The organism is Mycobacterium sp. PO1, from assembly GCF_017312405.1.
Classification (GTDB): Bacteria; Actinomycetota; Actinomycetes; order Mycobacteriales; family Mycobacteriaceae; genus Mycobacterium.
Genome location: NZ_BLTG01000141.1, coordinates 1 through 2,207 on the forward strand (window position 1 = coordinate 1; position 2,207 = coordinate 2,207).

1 protein-coding gene is annotated in these 2,207 nt (G+C 63.2%); it reads right to left on the reverse strand.

Annotation, left to right across the window (positions count from 1 at the left end; genetic code table 11):
• Window positions 1-110: 110 nt before the first annotated feature.
• Window positions 111-1,490: a group II intron reverse transcriptase/maturase gene (gene ltrA, locus J3476_RS27550; RefSeq protein WP_207069432.1), complete on the reverse strand. Its 1,380-nt coding sequence runs from the start codon at window positions 1,488-1,490 to the stop codon at window positions 111-113.
• Window positions 1,491-2,207 lie beyond the last annotated feature (717 nt).

A 2,207-nucleotide genomic window follows, 5' to 3' on the forward strand; every position in this document is an offset into this window, starting at 1 on the left:
GTGTAGGGGTCGGACCGGGGCGCCCTGCCAGCTTTGCAGCTGGTGGGTTTCCCCGGCCCGCCCTCCGAACCGGACGTGCCCATTCCTGAGCATCCGGCTCTCCATTTGATTTATGCCGCTGGGGTGCTCGTCCATGGATTCGGGATGCGGGTTCCTCGGTAGCGATACCGGGTCACGGGGACCGTGGGTGCGCGGAAGAACTCGATACCGTCGGCCGCGATGTGCCACCCGGGCAGATAACGGCGGATCACGGTGTGCACGTTGAGTTTGGGGTGGCGTTTCTTCAGCCAGCCGACGATGCGCCAGAAGGCGAAGTGATCGACGTAAGAGAAGGTTCGCTTGGACACCCCATGCTGGAAGTACGTGCACCAGCCTCTGATGGCCGGGTTGAGCCGACGCAGCAGGTCTGCGAGCGTGCGATGAGCGTTCCGGCGGGTCAAGACACGGATCTTTTCCTTGATCGAAGCAAGAGATCTCTTCGAGGGGTAGGTGTAGACCGTTCTCTTGGTCCCGCCGCGTCCTTGCCAGGTTCGGCGCTGGATGCGCCATCCCAGGAAGTCGAACCCATCATCGATATGGGTCAGGTGGGTCTTTTCCTCCGACAGGCGCAAACCCATCGGAGCCAGCACTGTGGCCACTTCACCGAACAACGCTTCGGCATCTTCGCGGGGTCCGCGGACGAGAACGACGAAGTCATCGGCATAGCGGATGAGCTTCATCGCTGCGCCCCCGGCCCGCAGATGCTTGGCGCGGGTCCATTCCGGCCCGAGCGCTTCCCACTTTGTGGTGAAGTGCTCGTCCAGCACGGACAAGGCGATGTTGGCCAGCAGCGGTGAAAGAATTCCACCTTGCGGAGTGCCGGTGCGGGTGCCCCTGTGCAGGCCATCCTCGGACAGGATGCCCGACTTCAGGAACGAGCGGATCAACGCCAGGACACGCTTATCGACGATCCGATGCCGCACGCGCGCCATCAGCGCGGTGTGGTCGATTTCGTCGAAGCACGCCTTGATGTCACCTTCGAACACCCACTCGTAGCAGCGGTTGCCCGTGGTGAAGTAGTGAATCTCAGCGATCGCATCCTGGGCTCGTCGTCGTGGCCGAAACCCATAGGAACAGGGTTGAAAATTGGCCTCGAAGATCGGCTCCAACACCAACTTCAAGGACGCCTGAATGATCCGGTCGGTCATCGTCGGGATTCCTAGCGAGCGAGTCTTTCCGTTCGCCTTCGGAATTCGACGCTCCCGCACCGGCAGCGGCGTGAACTGACCGGACTTCACCTGTTGGCGAAGCTCGGCGAGCATCTCGGTCACATCCTCGGCGGGGACATAGCGGGGAACAACCCCATCCACCCCGGCAGTGCGACCGCCTTTATTGCCCCGTACCCGGTCCCACGCTGCCAGCAGGAACGCAGGATCGTAGACGAGGTTGAACACATCATCGAAGCGACAGCCGGGATCGGCCGTCGCCCAACGGTGCAGCTTCGTCTGCATCGCAAGTACTCGGTGCCACGCCCACATCGTGTCAACGGCCTGGGCGGGCCACGAAACACCAGTATTCACCGGTGGCTCCTTCACATGCATTGGTTGCTGCGCAATCAAACTGAGCTCCTTCGCCCTGTGACCGGCTTTCCCGGACTCCGACTACTACGAGCTCTCCGCCCCCTGCCGCCGGCATCAGTCGGCGACGGACCTTCCCACACGCCCCGAGCCGGCCGCCCGATACGACGTGGGACCCACGGCAGGGTTCCCGCGTTCACTGTTGACCGTTCGACGGGATCGGCATCCAGCTATGCCCCTGCACCATCGCCATGGCTACGCCGCAGTCCTTCACCATGGCCTCCCGAACCGACGACATTCTCCGGTCCGCGAGTTCCCCACCTGGCCAACCACACCCGGCCACGCCGGGCGCGGTGGCTTCTGCCAGATGGATACGCGGTGCGACCCAGCCCATGTCCGCCAGGTTTAGGGCTGGTGGGTGCGCTTGAGGGGCGTTCAGACACTGGTTCCTCACGTATACCTCTCCGTCTTGCTAGCCGAGCCCGCACCATCTGGCAGTTCTGGTACGACTCGTCGTTGTCAGGGCCGCTGTCCACCCTCACCCCCGTCCCGGGGATCAGGCTGCCCTCAGCTTCAACCCGCTGCTACGACAACGGGAACGTGGTGGTCTCTCACCTCCACTCGGTCAAACAGCGCCTCGCGGCGCACGAA